Genomic DNA, 17,372 nt, shown 5'->3' with positions numbered 1-17,372 from the left:
GGGGAGAGACATATGCGCCTGAAGGTCGGCCTGCTCGGTGGGGGCAGCTGGGGGACGACGGTCGCGGCGGTGGTGTCGCGCAACGCGCCGATCAGCCTGTGGGCGCGCGATGCCGAAACGGTCGAGGGCATCAACCGCGACCATGAGAATCGCAAATACCTCCCCGGCATCAAGCTGCCGTCGGCGCTCGGCGCAACGCAGGACATGGCCGAGGTCGTCGCGGGCGCCGATGTCCTTATCATGGGCGTCCCCTCGCACAGCTTCCGCGCCGTGCTCGAAGAGGCACGCCAGCACCTCCGCCCATGGGTGCCGGTGATCAGCCTGACCAAAGGTCTCGAACTCTCCTCAGGCCTCCGCATGACCCAGCTGATCGAGGAAGTCCTCCCCGGCCATCCCGTCGGCGTGCTGACCGGCCCGAACCTCGCGCGCGAGATCATGACCGGGCAGGCAGCGGCGAGCGTGTTGTCGATGGAGGACGAGATCGTCGTCCGCGCGCTCCAGCCGGTGTTTCATTCGGGGCTGTTCCGCGTCTATACCAACACCGACCTGCTCGGCTGCGAACTCGGGGGGGTGCTCAAGAATATCATCGCGATCGCGGTCGGCATGGGCGACGGGCTGGGGGCGGGCGACAACACCCGCTCGGCGCTGATGACGCGCGGGCTGGCCGAGATTACCCGGCTCGGCGTCGCGATGGGCGGGCGCCCCGAAACCTTTGCCGGGCTGACCGGAATGGGCGACCTGATCGCCACCTGCACCAGCCCCTTGAGCCGCAACCGCCATGTCGGGGTCGAACTCGGCAAGGGCCGCCCGATCGACGAGATCATCGCCGGGATGAACATGGTCGCCGAGGGGGTGAAGAGCGCCCCGACCGTCATCGCGCTCGCCGAACGCTACAATCTCGCCATGCCGATCGCGCGCGACGTCTATGACGTGACGCAGGGCAAACGCAGTGCGCAGGACGTGTTTCGCGGCCTGCTCCGCTCGGCGGTCGGCGACGAAGCGCATCCGGGCTGAATGAAACCGTAGCCCTGAGCCTGTCGAAGGGCGCTTCTCGGATAAGCGCCCTTCGACAGGCTCAGGGCTACGGTTTTTGGGCGGGCCGACGATATTCCACCGCCAGCCGTGCTTTATCCCCGCCGAGCCGGGAAGAAATTCGCCGCCTGCTTCGTTGACTCCCCTGACCGCCCGGCAACGGACGGACAATCAGGAGATGGACGATGAAAAAATGGACCACCCTTGCAGTCATTCTGGCGCTTCCCGCCACCGCCGCGATTGCGGCCGTACCCTATCATTCGATGCCGCCCGGCTTCGAACCGCCGCCGATCCGCGAGCGGCCGATCGCGGGCGTCGTCAACCAGCAATGGTATAATTACAAATCCGACATTCTCGAGGCCGAGAAGGAGCTGACCAGCGACCTTCGCCGCGCCACCGACCGAGAGGACCGCTGGGATGCGTGGGACGAATGGGAAACCGAAGTCATCGACGCCGACAAGGATTATGTGAAGGAAATGCGCAAGAAAGGTTATCGCGTTGGCCGCGTGACCGTTGGCGGCTAAGTTCCCCCGGAGGCGCTTCCGGGTCGCGAGGGAAGGGCGGGCGTCATGGGCGTCCGCCCTTTTCCTATTTCAAATTCTTCCTGTGGCGAAGCCATGGGGAGGTGGCAGCGCGAAGCGCTGACGGAGGGGCCATGGCGCTGCCGGTGCTGCCCCTCCACCATCGCCTACGGCGACGGTCCCCCTCCCCATCGCTTCGCGACAGGGAGGATTAAGTCGCTTCCGCCAGCAACGCCTTCGCCTCATCCCCCTGCCAATCGATCGCCCCGACCACGCGCCACAACTCGCGCCCCTCGGCATCGTAAAATATGCTCGTCGGCAATGCACTGTTGGCGGCATCGAGCAACCCGTTCTCGGGATCGAGATACGGCTGCAATGCCTTCAGCCCCGCCTTCTGGAACCATGGATCGACGACCTCGGCGCCTTGCAGATCCTGCGCCACCGCGATCACCGCCATCGCCTCGCCGCTCTCTGCCGCCAGCGCATCGAGCGTCGGCATTTCCGCGACGCACGGCGCGCACCAGGTCGCCCACAAATTGACCAGCAGCGGCTTGCCCTTGAACGCCGCCAGCGTCACCGCCGCATCGTCGGGACCGGTAAACGCCACCGTCGGCGCCGCTTCGCCCTTGTGGCTGCGGTCGATCATATATTCGAACTGGCCGACGCCCTTCGCTTGGCCCGCCGAAATATTTGCTTGGCCGTCTGCGGGTTGCCCGCCGCCCGCCTTTTCCCTATCGCAGCCCGCGATTGATCCGGCCAGCAGCAGGCCAAGGATTGCAACGGACGGGCTTGGAACGCGGCGGATGGCGAATACTCCGGACAGTAACAGCATGTGGGGCGGCCGCTTCGGTGGCGGACCCGCGGCGATCATGCAAGAGATTAACGCCTCTATCCCGATCGACAAGCGCCTGTGGGAAGAGGACATCGCCGCCAGCCGCGCCCACGCCGCGATGCTCGGCGCCGCCGGCATCATCGGCGCCGACGATGCGGTCCAGATCGATCGCGGCTTGGCGCAGATCGCCGGTGAATTTGCCGCGAACGGCGTCCCCGTCGACCTTGCGCTCGAAGATATTCACATGACCGTCGAATCGCGGCTGAAGGAGATTGTCGGCGAAGCTGCCGGGCGCCTCCACACCGCGCGCTCGCGCAACGACCAGGTCGCGACCGACTTCCGTCTGTGGACGCGCACCGCGTGCGAGCGCATCGACGCGGGGCTCGCCGCGATGCAGGCGGCGCTGCTCGCGCGCGCCGACGAGCATGCCGACAGCATCATGCCCGGATTCACCCACCTTCAGGTCGCGCAGCCGGTGACGCTCGGCCACCATCTGCTCGCCTATGTCGAGATGCTCGGCCGCGACCGCAGCCGCTTTGCCGACGCGCGCCGCCGCCTCAACGAATCGCCGCTCGGCGCTGCGGCGCTCGCGGGCACCGGCTTCCCGGTCGATCGCGATGCCACCGCCGCCGCGCTCGATTTCGACCGCCCGATGGCGAACAGCATCGACGCGGTGTCCGATCGCGACTTCGCCCTCGAATTTTGTGCCGCCGCGTCGATCGCCGCGATCCACCTGTCGCGCCTCGCCGAAGAAATCGTCATCTGGGCCAGCCAGCCGTTCGGTTTCATCAGCCTGCCCGACGCCTGGTCGACCGGCAGCTCGATCATGCCGCAAAAGCGCAATCCCGACGCCGCCGAACTGGTGCGCGGGCGCGCGGGGCTGCTGCTCGGCGCCTTCCAGCGGCTCGCGGTGATCGTCAAAGGCCTGCCGCTCACCTATTCGAAGGATCTGCAGGACGACAAGGAAACCGTCTTCGGCGCCTTCGACGCGCTTGCGCTGTCGCTCGCCGCGATGACCGGCATGGTCGAAACCCTGACCTTCCGCACCGACCGCATGCGCGCGCTCGCCGCCTCGGGCTATTCGACCGCGACCGATCTCGCCGACTGGCTGGTGCGCGAGAATGGACTGCCGTTTCGCGAGGCGCATCATGTCGTCGGCGCCTGCGTCAAGCGCGCCGAGGAACTGGGCGTCGAGCTGTCGGCACTCCCCGCCGCCGATGCCGCCGCGATCCACGCCGCGGTCACGTCCGACGTGCTCGCGGCATTGACCGTCGAGGCGTCGGTCGCCAGCCGCACCAGCTATGGCGGGACAGCCCCCGAACGGGTAAGGCAGGCGATCGCGGCGGCGCGCGCCGCGCTGGAAGGAAAAAATTGATGGCGACGAAGCGCCTCATCATCATGGCATTGGCTGCATCGGCGCTGCTCGGCGCCTGCGGCAGCAAGGAAGATCTGAAGCCGGTGGCGGGCCAGCCCGCGCCGGTCGTCCCCGTCGGCGCCACGCGCGCCCCGACCACGGAGGAGCTCACGACGCCTGACGCGCAGGCCCGCCCCGCGCGCAGCGACGAACTTCTCAAACGGTCCGAACAACGCGAACCCGATGATTTCGACTTGCCGCCTCCGGGCTGAGCTAACCAAATTATCTGATCCGTTCGTGTCGAGCGAAGTCGAGACACCCATCGGCGTGCTCCGTCCTTAGGGGCATCTCGACTTCGCTCGATGCGAACGGAAGAACAGGATTAGGACTTTTTCCCATGGATCAATTTGCCCTTCGTGACGGCGTCCTCCACGCCGAAGATATTCCGCTGCCGCGCCTTGCCGAAGAAATCGGCACCCCCGTTTATGTCTATTCGCGCGCGATGCTCGAAGCGCATGCGCAGGAATTCCGCGATGCGCTGAAGGACGTGCCAAAGAAGCACCTCGCCTTTGCGATCAAGAGCAACCCCAACCTTGGCGTACTGCGCGTGCTGGCGCGGCAGGGTTATGGCGCCGACGTCGTCTCGGGCGGCGAGCTCGAACGCGCGATTGCCGCGGGCATGGCGCCCGACGACATCGTCTTTTCAGGCGTGGGCAAGACCCGCGCCGAGCTCGCGTTGGGCCTCGATCGCGGCATCGGCCAGTTCAACATCGAACATGAGGCGGAAGGCGTCGCGCTCGCCGAAATCGCGCTCAAGAAGGAAATGACCGCGCGCGCCGTGCTGCGCGTCAATCCCGACGTCGATGCGGGCACCCATGCGAAGATTTCGACCGGCAAGGCCGACAACAAGTTCGGCGTCGGTATCGACGTCGCCCCCGCGATGTTCGACCGCCTCGCCGCGCTTCCCGGCCTCCAGATGCGCGGCATCGCGGTCCATATCGGCAGCCAGCTGACCAGCCTCGACCCGCTCGAGGCCGCGTTCGAGCGGCTCGGTCGCCTGATCGCCGACCTGCGCGCCGCGGGACACAGCATCACCCATGTCGATCTCGGCGGCGGGCTCGGCGTGTCGTACAAGCCCGAGGATAATCCGCCCAGCATGGCCGATTATGGCGCGATGGTCGCGCGCGTGACCCGGGACTGGGACGTCACCTTGATGTTCGAGCCCGGCCGCGTCATCGCGGGCAACACCGGGGTGCTGCTGACCGAAGTTCTCTGGGTCAAGCCCGGCGCGACCAACCCCTTTGTCATCGTCGACGCAGCGATGAACGACCTCGCGCGCCCCGCGCTCTACGATGCCTATCATGATTTCGTCGCGGTGAAGCCGACCGGCGCCAAGATGACCGCCTCGATCGTCGGCCCGGTGTGCGAAACCGGCGACACCTTCGCGCGCGACCGCGTGACCGATGCGGTCGAACCCGGCGACCTCGCGGTGTTCCGCACTGCGGGCGCCTATGGCGCGACGATGGCTTCGACCTACAACAGCCGCAGCCTGGTCCCCGAAGTGCTGGTCGATGGCGATCGCTACGTCAAAGTCGCCGACCGCATCGCCGCCAGCACGATCATGGCGGCGGAACGCGTGCCGGACTGGATCGATTGAACAGGCTATCCCCTCCCCTTCAGGGGAGGGGCAGCGAGACTTGGCAGCTTGCTGCCTAGTCGCAGCGGGGTGGGCATCATCGGCCTTGCACTACGCCGCAAACCCCACCCCAACCCCTCCCCTAAAGGGGAGGGGCTTGCTATAGACTGCCCATGCACCAGCTCCCGATCTTCCTGAACCTCACCGGCCGCACCGTCGTGCTGGTGGGCGAGGGGGAGGCCGCCGCCGCCAAGGCCCGCCTGATCGAACGCGCCGGGGGGCGCATCGTCCCGGCGTGGCAGCAGGGCGCCACCATTGCCTTCGTCGCGCTGGACGATGAAACGGCCGCCCGCGCCGCCGCCGACGAACTTCGCGCCCGCGGCCTGCTCGTCAACGTCGTCGACCGCCCGGACCTCTGCGATTTCACTACCCCCGCGATCGTCGACCGCGCGCCGGTCACCATCGCCATCGGCACCGGCGGCGCCTCGGCGGGGCTCGCGAAAGCCGTCCGCCAACGCATCGAATCCCTGCTCCCCGTGCGTGTCGGCGCCCTCGCGACCGCGCTGTACGCCGCGCGCGACGCGATGAAGGCGCGCTGGCCCGCCGCCGCCGATCGCCGCCGCGCCATCGACGCCGCACTTGCCAGCGGCGGCGCGCTCGACCCGCTCGATGACCGAGCGGCGGACAAGGTCGATGCCTGGCTGGCGAGCGACACGGTGCCGCAGCCGTCGCGCCTCGAAACGATCCACCTGACCAGCCCCGACCCCGACGACCTCACCCTCCGCGCCGCGCGCCTGCTCGGCGAGGCCGACCATATCTTCCACCCCGCGACGGTCCCCCCCGCGATCCTCACCCGCGCCCGCGCCGACGCAGTGCGGCATGCCGCGGATGCGCCGCCCGCCGACCCGCCCGCGGGGCTCTCGCTGTGGGTGGAAATGCCGGTGATTTCGAATGGCAGCTGACGACCGGAAGTGGACGTACGTCATTTCCTCTCTCCCCTTGTGGGAGAGATACGAAGGCTTGGCAGCTTTGCTGCCTAGCCGCAGTTGAGAGGGGGCTTGCGCGGGCTGGCGTCCGTCCCCTCACCAAGCTTCGCTAGCTCCTGACGGAGCAAGCTGCGCTATCCTCTCCCACAAGGGGAGAGGAGCTCGTCGCAGCTAACCACCCCAAAGCAGACGTTAGTCAAACCTGCCCTCAGGGCACAATCGCCAGCCCGTCGCCCTGCTTCCCCGCCGCGATCCGGCGCAGCACCTTGCCGCTCGCCACATCGACCTCGGCGACCTTGTCGACCCCCGTCTCGGCGGCATAGAGCCGCTTCGAATCGGCGCTGAACAGCAAGGTCACCTGCCGCGCCGCGTCGCCCGCCGACACTTGGATCGTCCGCACGGGCGCGCGCGTTTCGGCGTCGAACAGGCTGATCGTCCCCTTACCGATATTGCTCGTCGCGATCAGCCTGCCGTCGGGGCTCGCCAGCACCCGGATCGCGACCGGATCGACCGGCAGCTCGGCCAGCTTCTCACCGCGCGCGGTGTCCCACACCGTCACCCGCGGCGCATCGAGATCGCCGACCCACAGCTCGCGCCCGCCCTTTGCCAGCGCCAGCCCCTCGGGCTTGCCGCCGATCACCAGGTCGCGCAGCTTGGTCCCCGCATTCAGGTCAAGCACGCTCACCGTCCCCGACCCGATATTGGCGGTATAGGCGGTGCGGTTGTCGGGCGCGACGACGACCATGTGCGTCCCCTTCTGCCCCGTCGAGATCGAGGTCACCGTCCCGTCCGTCGCCACCACCGCCACCGACTCGCTGCCCTCGGTCGTTGCGACCAGCCGCCCGTTGGCCAGCCACAGCAGCCCGTGCGGCCGCTGGTTCGGGCTGAGGTCGATCGTCTTCACCTTCGTCCGCGCCGCGACGTCGAACACATCGATCGTCGTCCCGCCATAGGCGACCACCGCCGCTTGGCTGCCGTCGGGCGACACTGCAATCTCGTGCGGCATCTTGCCCGTCGGCAGCCGCGCCAGCTCCGCGCCCGACGCCAGCGCCACCAGGCTCAGACTATCTTCGCCCTTGTTGCCGAACAGCAAGGTTTCGGCGGCGACGGGCCCCGCCAGCAGCAGGGCGGCAAGCGTGGTGGCAATCGTGCGGCGCATGGCAAATCTCCCGGTTCGTTTCCGCCATCCTATGCCGCCGTCGCGCGCGGGCAAGCCGCCTTCGACCAGCGACATTACGACAAGTTAACTGGCGCACGGGGCGCCGCTTCCTAACCCTGCACCCCGGCGGCAGGTCGCGCCGCCGGTCACCACAGGAGAAACATATGGGTCTGCCAGCCATCGACATCGACGCGCTGCCCTTGCTCGACACCGCGGTCGGGCTGTTCGGCTCGCTCGCCGGGGACAGCGCCTCGTCGGGGCCGTCGGTGTTCGAGATCGCGGTCACCATCGCGCTGATCATCCACGACTGACGAAGCGGCGGGAAGGGGCAGCGGGTCGCCGCCCGTCCTTTCCCGCGCATCGCCCTTTCGCTCCTGCCAAAATGCCCGCCCGCGCCTCGCGCCACGATCATTTCCCCCGCGCCGACCCCGCGCGCCGCACGGCGATCCGCCACGCGGTGAGCGAACTCGCCGCCGCATGGACCGCCATCGATACCGCCCCCGACGGCCTGCTCGCCGCCATCGATGCGCAGGCGGACGCCCCCGCCGACGCCGCGATCGCCGCATTGCTCCCGTGGCTCACCGACCCAGGCTGGCTCGCCGCCCGCCTCGCCAGCGCGCTCGCGCTGCTCCGCACTGACCCCTTCGCGCGCCCGCCGCTCCGCGCCTTCGGGGGCGGCGAGGGCGGCGGGGCAGGCGATGCGCCCGGCGGCCTCGTCCTCGCCGATCGCGGCGGCATCCGCCTGACCCTCCGCCTGTGGCCCGCCGCGCCGCGCCCGGCGGCGCCCGCCGCGCCCGCGATCTTCGTCCCCGGCCGCGCCGCGCTTCACATCCTCGTCAGCGGCGGTGCGCAGCTCTGCGAGCACCGCGTTGCGGTCACCCCCGCCGAGGAAGCCGGCGCCTTCACCGCGCGCGCCGCCGCGCCCTGCCACACCACCGCGCCGCGCCCGCTGCACCGCGGCGAGACGCTCCACCTCGACACCGCGCGGCAAAGCTTCGCGCTCATCCCCGGCTGTCGCGACACGCTCCTCCTCGAACTCGCCGTCCAGCCGCCGTCGCGCCTGCCGATCCGCAGCTACGACGCCGCCACCGGCCGCCTCCTCCACGTCAGCGCGTCCCGCCGCGACAGCAGCTTTCGCGCCATGGCGCTGACCCTGCTCCGCCACCTTGGCCGCGCCGACGCCGCGCCGCTGTTCGAGGCCGAAACCCACAGCGCCGATTTCGCCGCGCGCTGGCACGCCATGCGCGAACTGGTCGCGCTCGACCCCGCCGCCGCTCGCGCCCCGCTCACCCGCATGGCGGCGCATGACCCCCACCCCGAAGTCCGCGCCGCTGCGCAAGCCACGCTGAGGCTTTTTCCACCCCCTCCCGCATGCGGGAGGGGCAGCGAGACTTACGAACTTGTTCGCTAGTCGCAGCGGGTGGGGGCCAGCGGCCTTGCGCTTGGCCGCCACCCCCACCCCAACCCCTCCCCTGAAGGGGAGGGGCTTTCGGAAAGCCGCCCATGCCCCGCGCCATAACCCCGCCCCCCGGCCCCCCGCTCACCCTGACCGAAGTCACCGCCACCCTCGAGCAGCACGGCGTCGACCTCACCGACGAAGCCAGCATCGCCCGCTGCGCCACCCTCCTCGCGGGGCTGCAACGCAACCGCGCGTTCCTCGCCGACCGCGTCATCGCCGCGCTGAAGGCCAGCTATGCCGACCAGCTCGAAATCAACCGCTATTCGGCGCAGGTCTTCCTCCTCCACCGCAGCCCGCGCGGTTTCTACCTCCGCGCCAACCTCTGGCCCGCCGCAGGCGACGCCGTCACCACCGCGAGCGGCCCCGCGGCCTTCTCCTACGGCGTCGCGCACGACCATAATTTCAGCTTTCTCACCATCGGCTATTTCGGTCCCGGCTATGTCAGCGACTATTATGAAGTTGATCCGGACACAGTCGACGGGCGCCGCGGCGAACCGCTGACCCTCAAATTCGTCGAGCGTAGCCAGCTCAGCGAAGGCAAAATGATGCTCTACCGCGCCCACCGCGACATCCACCGCCAGCTCCCGCCCGAAAGCCTGTCGGTCAGCCTCAACATCATGGACGAGGGCGACCATGTCCCCTGGCGCAACCAATATATCGTCGATCTCGGCCAGAAAGCGGACGGACGCGGCACGATCGCCAAGCGCCCGACGCTGACGAGCAGCGAAATGCTACTGCGCTGCGCGGTGCACCTCAGCGACGACGCCCACGACATCGCCGCCCACTTCGCGAAGGTGCACCCCGTCCCCCGCGTCCGCGCCAACGCGATCGCCGCACTTGCGGCGGCGACGGAAGGCGAGGGCAGGGCGGCGGTGCTCGAACGCGGGCTGCGCGATGCGGACGCACGGGTGCGGGATGATTGTCGGCGGTGGTTGGCAGAATGATCCTCCCTGTGGCCAAGCCATGGGGAGGTGGCAGCGCGCAGCGCTGACGGAGGGGCGATGACGCTGCCATCGCGGCCCCTCCACCCCTTGCTTCGCAAGAGTGCCGGGTCGTCCAGTCCCCCGGACTGGACTTGGATTGCCGGGGGCAATCCAACCCTGCACTCCCCCTCCCCATCGCTACGCGACAGGGAGGATCAAACCCCTAGCCCTTTACTGGCGAGGTCAGGGGAGAGGGATCCGCGCGCGTTCGCATCGGACAGCTTCGCATACTCCGCCAGTCATACCCGCCATAATGGTAACGCGAACGTGGCGTGGAATATAACAAGAACGAGTCGCGATCGGCGTATGGATTGACCTACACAGATAAACTCAGAGGGAATATAATAAGTTTAACTATTTGATATATATAAAATGATTTTTTCTTATCGATCATCTTGTTTTGTGGTACACCTCACACAAAGGAGATCCACAATGGCTGACAAGGCTCGTTACCCCCAAATTCCGAGCACCGTGTGGTGGGGTGTTCGTGCAATACTGCAGAAAACCCCTTCAGCAACGATAGATGAACGACTGCTTGGCGTGCAACTCGGCGTTCAAGAAGCGGCGTCGCGCGCGTACATAAATGAACTTAAGAGTGTGGGAATCCTCACGGATGAAAGCAAAGCGTCGCCGCTTGCTCAAAAATGGCGGCTGGATGAAAGCTACGCCGAAGCCGTAACTGAAATTATTGAGGACGTATATCCGGAAGGCCTGCGCCATCTAGCGCCACCTGGGGACGCCGAACGTCAGAAAGTCGTATCGTGGTTTCTTCGGGAAGGCTTGGGACAGGGAGCAGCGGGCAACAAGGCTGCAACATATCTTCTGCTTGCAAGCCTTACGCCCAATGAGGCGCCGAAGCCAACCTCCAAGGCTTCCCCTGAGTCGAACTCTAAGCCTCGGCAAGCAAAGGGGCAACAGATGGTGAAGCCGAAACGGGAAGCGGCGGCCCGTGACGATCAGTCGAGGCAGGATAATCATGATAAAGACGTGCGCCGCACAAAAGGAGGTGTCGAAACGCTCCCTCTGAATGTCAACGTCCAGATCCATATTAGTGCCGACGCCGGTAGTGAGCAGATTGAATCGATTTTCCAAGCTATGAGGCGCTATCTATATGACGCTCCGGATACTTGACGGGATCCGAAGGTTCCAAGAGCATTTACTTGAAGTTGGGCTCGCGCGATCAGTGTTGGCCCTTCCGGCTCCGCGGATGCTCGCGCTACCGTCTCCCACCACCGAGGGATCCGAGCCGGCGAGCGTCTTTTCGCGATTGATAACAGAGGCTGAGGTTCAAAGCGTGGCAGCCGACTTGTTTGCATCTGGACATTATAATTTGGCAGTCGCCGAAGCGTATAAGGCAGTAGATAACTTTGTCGCGAGCCGTGTCCCATCTATTTCTCAAAAAGGGACCACGCTAATGGATCAGGTGTTTGCGCCCAATGCGCCCTATCTTCGCTGGACGGGGATGAAAACAGCATCTCAGATGGATGAGCAGAAGGGTTATCATCGGCTATTTTCAGGTGCAATGTTGGGCATCAGGAATCCGACAACACATGAATTTGGGTGGGTCGAAGATCCCGAGGTAGCGCTGGAATTGATCGTATTTGCCCAGCACTTGCTGCGTAAGGCAAAGGCTGCGGATAACGATGTCGGCAAAGCCGATAAGTCTCAATAGATTGGGGCGTCCTTCGCTGCGGCACATAGCCGAGCAAGTCCCGCGATACTGGACGAAGCATGGGTAAGAAAAAACCGCTTTCCTACATTATTCCGCCATGCCACCCTCGCGATCTGGCTCTTTGACTCGTCCGAACCCGCTGCTTCCCGCGCGCCAAACATCGCGCCCGCGCGCGACCTTTGCGATGTTCCGCCCGCGCGCATTGTGGGTGACCTTTGCGACCTTCGGCGGCGCTTGCCGGGTGTTTCGTTGGGCTGAACTTTCCTGAACTTTAGATCGCTAAAGCCACAAAGGACACAAATCCGATGCCCTTATGCGGGGCTTTTGTGGCTTTAAGAGCTTGCTGACAGCGCCGCAAACCCCTGCTAGGGCGCCGCGCATGACCACGCCCTTGTCCCACATCCGCAATTTTTCGATCATCGCGCACATCGACCATGGCAAGTCGACGCTCGCCGACCGGCTGATCCAGTTCACCGGCGGCCTGACCGCGCGCGAAATGTCGGCGCAAGTGCTTGATAATATGGACATCGAGAAAGAGCGCGGGATCACGATCAAGGCGCAGACGGTGCGCCTGAAATATACCGCGAAGGACGGCGAGACCTACGAGCTCAACCTCATGGACACGCCCGGCCACGTCGACTTTGCCTATGAAGTGTCGCGCAGCCTTGCGGCGTGCGAGGGCGCGTTGCTCGTCGTCGATGCGGCGCAGGGGGTCGAGGCGCAGACGCTCGCCAACGTCTATCAGTCGATCGAGCACGACCATGAAATCGTGCCGGTGATCAACAAGATCGACCTGCCCGCCGCCGATGTCGACAAGGTGAAGGCCGAGATCGAGGACATCATCGGGCTGCCCGCCGACGATGCGGTGCTCGCCTCGGCGAAGTCGGGGATCGGGATCGAGGAGGCGCTGGAGGCGATCGTCACGCGCATCCCGCCGCCGAAGGGCGACGCCAATGCACCGCTGACCGCGATGCTCGTCGACAGCTGGTACGACCCCTATCTCGGCGTCGTCATCCTCGTCCGCGTCATCGACGGGGTGCTGAAAAAAGGCCAGCAGATCAAGTTCATGCAGGCGGGCACCACCCATCTGATCGACCGCGTCGGCTGTTTCACGCCGAAGCGCGAGGAGCTGACCGAGATCGGCCCGGGCGAGATCGGCTTCATCACCGCGCAGATCAAGGACGTCGCGCAGGCGCGCGTAGGCGATACGGTGACCGACGCCAAGAAACCCGCCGCGGCGCCGCTGCCGGGGTTCAAGGAAGTCCAGCCGGTCGTCTTCTGCGGCCTGTTCCCGACCGACGCGAACGACTTCGAGAAACTGCGCGAGAGCATCCAGAAGCTGCGGCTGAACGACGCGAGCTTCTCGTTCGAGATGGAAAGCTCGGCGGCGCTCGGTTTCGGCTTCCGCTGCGGCTTCCTTGGCCTGCTCCATCTGGAGATCATCCAGGAGCGGCTCTCCCGCGAATATGACCTCGACCTCATCACCACCGCGCCGTCGGTGGTCTATAAGCTGAAGCTCAGCCACACCAAGAATGAGGCGGCGAAGGAGATCGAGCTCCACAATCCCGCCGACATGCCCGACCCCAACCGCATCGACGAGATCGAGGAGCCGTGGATCGAGGCGGTGATCTACGTCCCCGACGACTATCTGGGGCCGATCCTGAAACTGTGTCAAGACCGCCGCGGCATCCAGAAGAATCTGACCTATGTCGGCGGCCGCGCGCAGATCACCTATGAACTGCCACTCAACGAAGTGGTGTTCGACTTCTACGACCGGCTGAAGAGCATCAGCCGCGGCTATGCGTCGTTCGACTATCACCAGATCGGCCACCGCCCCGGCGACCTCGTCAAGATGAGCATCCTCGTCAACAACGAGCCGGTCGATGCGCTGTCGATGATCGTTCACCGGGGATCGGCGGAAAGCCGCGGCCGCGGCATGTGCGAGCGGCTGAAGGACCTGATCCCGCGCCACATGTTCAAGATCCCGATCCAGGCGGCGATCGGCGGCAAGGTGATCGCCCGCGAAACCATCGCCGCGCTGCGCAAGGACGTGACCGCCAAATGCTATGGCGGCGACGCGACCCGCAAGAAAAAGCTCCTCGAAAAGCAGAAAGAGGGCAAAAAGCGGATGCGCGAGTATGGCAATGTGAACATCCCGCAGGAGGCGTTCATCGCCGCACTGCGGATGGGCGACGACGCCTGATCAGTTTGGCGAAAGCGGGTGTCGCGGCGCTGGCGCTGCTGCTCGCCGCCTGCGTTCCCGCATCGGTCGGGCAAGCGAATGAGGATGCGGCGTTGAACGACAAGCCGATCATGACCTGGCCCGACCTTTTGACCCGCGCCAAGCCCGCGTCCGACGCGACGATCCGCTATGGCGAGGATCCGCTCCAGATCGTCGATGTCTGGGTGCCGAAGGGGCAGGGGCCGCACCCCGCGGTGATCATGATCCACGGCGGCTGCTGGCAGACGTCGGTCGCCGAGCGGGACATCATGAACTGGATCGCCGACGACCTGCGGTCGCACGGCGTCGGCGTGTGGAACATCGAATATCGCGGCGTCGACCGCGGCGGCGGGATGCCGGGAACCTATGAAGACGTCGCTCGCGCCGCCGATCTGTTCGTCGCCGATGGCGCGCAGCACGGCTTCGACACCGGCGGCATCCGCATCGCCATCGGCCATAGCGCGGGCGGCCATCTGGCGCTGTGGCTGGCACGGCGTCCGGCGCTGGCGGCCGGCGATGCGCTGCGCGGCGCCGACCCGATCCGCATCGATCTGGCGATCAGCCAGGGCGGCTTGCCCGACCTGCGCGCCGGGGCGGCCAGCATCGGCCATGCCTGCGGCGCCGACGCCCCCGCCGCGATGGCCCGCGGCGACTATGCCCGCACCTCGCCCCCCGAAATGCCCGTCGGCACCGCGCGCGAGATGCAGTTCAACAATGACCGCGACCATGTGACCCCGCCCGCGACGGGTGCCGCCTACAGCGCCGCGATGGCAAAGCTGGGCGTGACGGTCCCGATGGAGGTGACACCGGGTGAAGGGCATGTCGAACTGATCGCGCCCGACAGCGCCAGCTGGGCCAAGCAGCGCGCCGCGATCCTGACGGCGCTGGGCCGACCAGCCGCCGCGCCTACATCTCGATAACGATCCGCACCTTCGACGGATTGGTGCCCGCGACGCGGGCGATCTCGGCCCGCGTCCGCGCAACCAGGTCGGCGAGATTCTGTCGTCCCGCTACGCCGTCATCGCTCAGCAGATCGGCGGTCGACACGCCGAACAATTGCGATAGCGACTGCAAACGCACCGCCTTTGGCCGCGACCGATCCTGCTCCCAATGGCAGATCGCGGTGATGCTGATCCCCAATCGATCGGCGACGTCGGTCTTGCTCAGTCCCTGCATCCGTCGCAGCCGTGCCAGTCGAGCGCCAAGCGTTTCGATCGCAGGAGCGCCTTCGATCAGGCTGTCGATCGGTGAATGGATCAAAAAACGGTCCCTTGTCGGCTTGCTTTGACGGTCCCCATCATAGAAGTTCACAAGCCCAACCGCTTTCAACATCTCACTGATCGGGTGGTGCCCCATCGCACTGGATTTGCCAGCGGCGCGCGCCGCCTCTATCAGTAATGGATCGGGAGGCAGCGATGACCGCCACGGACGGACAGGCGCCACGACGCGCAAGGGCGATCGCGGATATCGCGGTGCACAGCGCGCTCAACGATGGCACGGTCATCTGCCTGCGCACCATCACACCCGATGATGAGCAGTTACTGCGCGACGGAATCGCCCAATTGTCCGCTGAATCGCGCTATCTGCGCTTTTTTTCGCCGGTGGCGGTCCTGCCCGATGCGGTGATCGAACGGCTGGTCGACGTCGATGGCCACGACCATATCGCGTGGGGCGCAATCTGCACCGAATGCGAAGGGCAACCGGCGATCGGCGCGGTTCATGCGGTGCGCTATGGCGACGGCGGCCGTGCGGGCGAGTTTTCGGTGGCGGTGGTCGATGCATTCCAGGGGCAGGGGTTGGCGCGGATGATGACCGCGGCGCTGCTCGTCCATTGTCTGGCGGAAGGGCTGTCGGTGCTCGACGTGCATATGCTGTCGGAAAACGCCGCGGCGAAGCGACTGGTAAAGTCGCTGGGCGCCGAATGGACCGGCGAGTCGGCCGGTGTCGCCGAATATCGGCTTGATGTCGCAGCGGGCCTTGCCGCGCTGCGCGCCGATACCGACGCGCCGGGGGTGCAGGACGTCCTGCAGGCGCTGGAAGGCAATTCGCGGGCTTCGAACTAGTCCCTCCCACCGCCGGGGGTCGCTACCGGCGGTGGGAAGGTAGGCCGTGGCGCAAAACAAGATGCGTTCCGGCCACACCGCTCTCATAGCCGCGATCGGATTACAAAGTGGTGACCCGCGTCACATGATGCCAAAAGCGCGAAAATTACAGTTGCACACGACAAAGGGCGCCGGAATCGATCCGGCGCCCTTCGCGCTGCCCTTTAGGGAAGGCAGGCCTTACTTCTTGGCCGGGTCCGCGCCGACTTCCGACGGGGCGATCTCGCCATTGTCGTCCATGGCGTTGGCCTTTTCTTCGCCAGCGGCTTCGACAGCATCGGCCTTGTCTTCCATGGCTTCCTTGGCCGGACCTTCGGGCATGGCGTCGGCCTGATCGTCGATCACGTCGGCCTGCGCTTCGGCCTGATCTTCGACCTTGTCGGCAGCGGGGCTCTGGCAGGCACCGAGAGCGAGGGCCGAGGTGGCGGCGAGGGCAATGAACATCTTACGCATAATCGAGTGACTCCCAAAGTTGACTCCGGGGCTTAACGCGGGGTGAACAATAGGGTTGCAACGAAAACGTCAAATTGCCGAAATGCTGTGGATTTGTCGCGCCTCGCAGGCTGGTCACGGTCGAAGCGGAAAAAAAGAGGGCGCCGAAGCGCCCTCTTTCGCCTGATTTCTGCGCGACCGCGGTCAGAAGCGCTGCTGACGCTCGTACAGATCGCGGTAATGCTGGATGCGCGTGACGCGCAGCCCCGGCATGCCGCTGCGATCGATCGAGCGTTGCCAGCCGGCAAACTCCTCGAGCGTCAGGCTGTAGCGCTCGCACGCTTCGTCGACGCTGAGAAGACCGCCATTGACCGCGGCGACAACCTCGGCCTTGCGACGCACGACCCAGCGCGTCGTCGACGGCGGCGGCAGCGAGTCGATGGTCAGCGGTTCGCCGAGGGGGCCGATGACCTGAGCCGGCCGGATTTTCTGATTCTCGATCATATTCATTCCATAGTTTCGACGTCGGGGGGGAATGTGTCCGACGCATTTGTCTCTAAAACAGAGGGGCTCAACATCGGCTGAAATCCTCTGGTAAACAGGCCGTTCATAGTTTCGGGCAGAGCGTTCGCTCCGTCCGACAGGTCGAAGAAACGAACGACACGCAGCGCTTTTTGTTCCGGCGCGCGGCGCGATCCGCCGAGCGTGTGACGCAGCGCGTTAAGCGTTTCCGCATGCGCCCGGCGATTCGCATCCGCCTGCAACAACCGCACGGTCGGCTGCGCTGCCTGCCGCGCGCTCGACACGGCCAGGATGATGTCAAAGCCGGGCTTCGACAGTCTGGCCGCACCGGCAAGGCGCGGGAATTCGGACGGTGCGACATTCATGATGCTGGTCTAGCGCGGACCGCCTAAGGTCACGTAAATGCCCATTTCATGCCTTGTTAGCGAAGCTTAACCCCCGTCAATATCTTGACAGCTGCG

At 65.8% G+C, this 17,372-nt stretch carries 20 protein-coding genes; 14 read left to right on the top strand and 6 right to left on the bottom strand.

All coding sequences use genetic code 11. The annotated features are described in order from the left end of the window. The first annotated feature begins 12 nt into the window (after window positions 1-12). Together SPYCW_RS13445 and SPYCW_RS13440 are read left to right on the top strand one after the other, a co-directional pair. Window positions 13-1,014 (top strand): NAD(P)H-dependent glycerol-3-phosphate dehydrogenase, encoded by a 1,002-nt coding sequence (locus SPYCW_RS13445; RefSeq protein WP_120217198.1) that lies wholly within the window; start codon window positions 13-15, stop codon window positions 1,012-1,014. A gap of 203 nt (window positions 1,015-1,217) precedes the next feature. Continuing rightward, window positions 1,218-1,556, top strand: coding sequence for a hypothetical protein (locus SPYCW_RS13440; protein ID WP_120217197.1), 339 nt, complete (start codon window positions 1,218-1,220; stop codon window positions 1,554-1,556). A 208-nt stretch (window positions 1,557-1,764) separates the two neighbouring features. On the opposite strand, the gene SPYCW_RS13435 is transcribed toward SPYCW_RS13440, so the two are convergent. Beyond that, the gene (locus tag SPYCW_RS13435) at window positions 1,765-2,385 is read right to left on the bottom strand and encodes a TlpA family protein disulfide reductase (protein WP_120217196.1); all 621 of its coding nucleotides are present in this window, start codon (window positions 2,383-2,385) and stop codon (window positions 1,765-1,767) included. On the opposite strand from SPYCW_RS13435, the gene argH reads away from it, so the two are divergent. The 4 genes from argH (at window position 2,357) to SPYCW_RS13415 (ending at window position 6,337) form a co-directional block, all read left to right on the top strand. Then, window positions 2,357-3,760, top strand: coding sequence for an argininosuccinate lyase (argH, locus tag SPYCW_RS13430; RefSeq protein WP_232014715.1), 1,404 nt, complete (start codon window positions 2,357-2,359; stop codon window positions 3,758-3,760). The two genes, SPYCW_RS13435 and argH, sit on opposite strands and share 29 nt — an antisense overlap. After that, window positions 3,760-4,011: a hypothetical protein gene (locus tag SPYCW_RS13425; RefSeq protein ID WP_120217194.1), complete on the top strand. Its 252-nt coding sequence runs from the start codon at window positions 3,760-3,762 to the stop codon at window positions 4,009-4,011. Before argH ends, SPYCW_RS13425 begins: the two co-directional genes overlap by 1 nt. Window positions 4,012-4,136: 125 nt before the next feature. Next, complete coding sequence (gene lysA / locus SPYCW_RS13420) at window positions 4,137-5,396, top strand: diaminopimelate decarboxylase (protein ID WP_120217193.1); 1,260 nt, start codon at window positions 4,137-4,139, stop codon at window positions 5,394-5,396. Window positions 5,397-5,548: 152 nt separating this feature from the next. Continuing rightward, on the top strand, window positions 5,549-6,337 hold the full coding sequence (locus SPYCW_RS13415) for a precorrin-2 dehydrogenase/sirohydrochlorin ferrochelatase family protein (RefSeq protein WP_120217192.1): 789 nt from the start codon (window positions 5,549-5,551) through the stop codon (window positions 6,335-6,337). Between the two features lie 232 nt (window positions 6,338-6,569). Here the strand turns inward: SPYCW_RS13415 and SPYCW_RS13410 are convergent, their stop codons facing one another. Further along, on the bottom strand, window positions 6,570-7,520 hold the full coding sequence (locus SPYCW_RS13410; RefSeq protein ID WP_172595502.1) for a WD40 repeat domain-containing protein: 951 nt from the start codon (window positions 7,518-7,520) through the stop codon (window positions 6,570-6,572). 164 nt (window positions 7,521-7,684) lie between these two features. Here SPYCW_RS13410 and SPYCW_RS19035 point away from each other — a divergent pair, with 164 nt between their 5' ends. From SPYCW_RS19035 to SPYCW_RS13375, 7 genes are all read left to right on the top strand, one after another. Further along, window positions 7,685-7,831, top strand: a complete 147-nt coding sequence (locus tag SPYCW_RS19035) for a hypothetical protein (RefSeq protein WP_172595501.1) — start codon at window positions 7,685-7,687, stop codon at window positions 7,829-7,831. 71 nt (window positions 7,832-7,902) lie between these two features. Continuing rightward, the gene (locus tag SPYCW_RS13405; RefSeq protein WP_120217190.1) at window positions 7,903-8,931 is read left to right on the top strand and encodes a HEAT repeat domain-containing protein; all 1,029 of its coding nucleotides are present in this window, start codon (window positions 7,903-7,905) and stop codon (window positions 8,929-8,931) included. A gap of 92 nt (window positions 8,932-9,023) precedes the next feature. Next, window positions 9,024-9,923, top strand: coding sequence for a transposase (locus tag SPYCW_RS13400; protein ID WP_197715642.1), 900 nt, complete (start codon window positions 9,024-9,026; stop codon window positions 9,921-9,923). Window positions 9,924-10,394: 471 nt separating this feature from the next. Continuing rightward, on the top strand, window positions 10,395-11,093 hold the full coding sequence (locus SPYCW_RS18835; RefSeq protein WP_145985990.1) for a hypothetical protein: 699 nt from the start codon (window positions 10,395-10,397) through the stop codon (window positions 11,091-11,093). Further along, window positions 11,074-11,634, top strand: a complete 561-nt coding sequence (locus tag SPYCW_RS13385; RefSeq protein WP_120217187.1) for a TIGR02391 family protein — start codon at window positions 11,074-11,076, stop codon at window positions 11,632-11,634. The genes SPYCW_RS18835 and SPYCW_RS13385 overlap by 20 nt, the downstream gene beginning before the upstream one ends. Window positions 11,635-12,013: 379 nt before the next feature. Further along, window positions 12,014-13,837: a translation elongation factor 4 gene (lepA, locus tag SPYCW_RS13380; protein WP_120217186.1), complete on the top strand. Its 1,824-nt coding sequence runs from the start codon at window positions 12,014-12,016 to the stop codon at window positions 13,835-13,837. A 5-nt stretch (window positions 13,838-13,842) separates the two neighbouring features. Further along, on the top strand, window positions 13,843-14,775 hold the full coding sequence (locus tag SPYCW_RS13375; protein WP_232014714.1) for an alpha/beta hydrolase family protein: 933 nt from the start codon (window positions 13,843-13,845) through the stop codon (window positions 14,773-14,775). Here SPYCW_RS13375 and SPYCW_RS13370 read toward each other — a convergent pair. Continuing rightward, on the bottom strand, window positions 14,762-15,115 hold the full coding sequence (locus SPYCW_RS13370; protein WP_172595499.1) for a helix-turn-helix domain-containing protein: 354 nt from the start codon (window positions 15,113-15,115) through the stop codon (window positions 14,762-14,764). The two genes, SPYCW_RS13375 and SPYCW_RS13370, sit on opposite strands and share 14 nt — an antisense overlap. A gap of 155 nt (window positions 15,116-15,270) precedes the next feature. Between SPYCW_RS13370 and SPYCW_RS13365 the strand changes: the two genes are divergently transcribed. Continuing rightward, on the top strand, window positions 15,271-15,918 hold the full coding sequence (locus SPYCW_RS13365; RefSeq protein WP_232014713.1) for a GNAT family N-acetyltransferase: 648 nt from the start codon (window positions 15,271-15,273) through the stop codon (window positions 15,916-15,918). Between the two features lie 219 nt (window positions 15,919-16,137). Here the strand turns inward: SPYCW_RS13365 and SPYCW_RS13360 are convergent, their stop codons facing one another. From SPYCW_RS13360 to SPYCW_RS13350, 3 genes are all read right to left on the bottom strand, one after another. Continuing rightward, window positions 16,138-16,410, bottom strand: a complete 273-nt coding sequence (locus SPYCW_RS13360; RefSeq protein ID WP_120217183.1) for a hypothetical protein — start codon at window positions 16,408-16,410, stop codon at window positions 16,138-16,140. Window positions 16,411-16,593: 183 nt separating this feature from the next. After that, on the bottom strand, window positions 16,594-16,893 hold the full coding sequence (gene sciP, locus SPYCW_RS13355; protein ID WP_120218304.1) for a CtrA inhibitor SciP: 300 nt from the start codon (window positions 16,891-16,893) through the stop codon (window positions 16,594-16,596). Window positions 16,894-16,895: 2 nt separating this feature from the next. After that, a complete protein-coding gene (locus SPYCW_RS13350; protein WP_120217182.1) occupies window positions 16,896-17,276 on the bottom strand; it encodes a hypothetical protein in 381 nt (126 codons plus the stop codon). Between the last annotated feature and the right edge of the window lie 96 nt (window positions 17,277-17,372).

This window comes from Sphingopyxis sp. EG6 (assembly GCF_003609815.1).
GTDB lineage: Bacteria > Pseudomonadota > Alphaproteobacteria > Sphingomonadales > Sphingomonadaceae > Sphingopyxis.
Note: the sequence above shows the minus strand (reverse complement) of the source record. Positions and strands in the feature narration are given on the sequence as shown.